The sequence below is a fragment of the Citrobacter sp. TBCS-14 genome, assembly GCF_005280805.1.
In the GTDB taxonomy this organism is placed as follows: domain Bacteria; phylum Pseudomonadota; class Gammaproteobacteria; order Enterobacterales; family Enterobacteriaceae; genus Citrobacter; species Citrobacter gillenii.
In genome coordinates, this window is the sequence record NZ_SZWM01000207.1 from 1 (window position 1) to 212 (window position 212).

Annotated in this window: 1 pseudogene; it reads left to right on the forward strand. The window is 52.4% G+C overall.

The features are described from left to right. Positions 1 to 104 precede the first annotated feature (104 nt). Positions 105 to 212 (forward strand): annotated as a pseudogene (locus FDX22_RS12135) (EamA family transporter); the annotation flags it as partial.

Sequence of the window (212 nt, forward strand, 5' to 3'; positions counted from 1 at the left end):
ACACTCGCTGTTTTACTTTTCTATACACATACTCACGCGCATCGCAGCAAATCTGCGGCGTCCCGCGGGGCAAGGTGTGTAACCATCATTTGACAGGAGAAAGGATGCCGGGGTCGTCACGTAAAGCGCCAGTCTGGTTGCCTATTTTGGTTTTGCTGATAGCTATGTCCTCGATTCAAAGCGGCGCATCGCTGGCGAAATCGCTGTTCCCT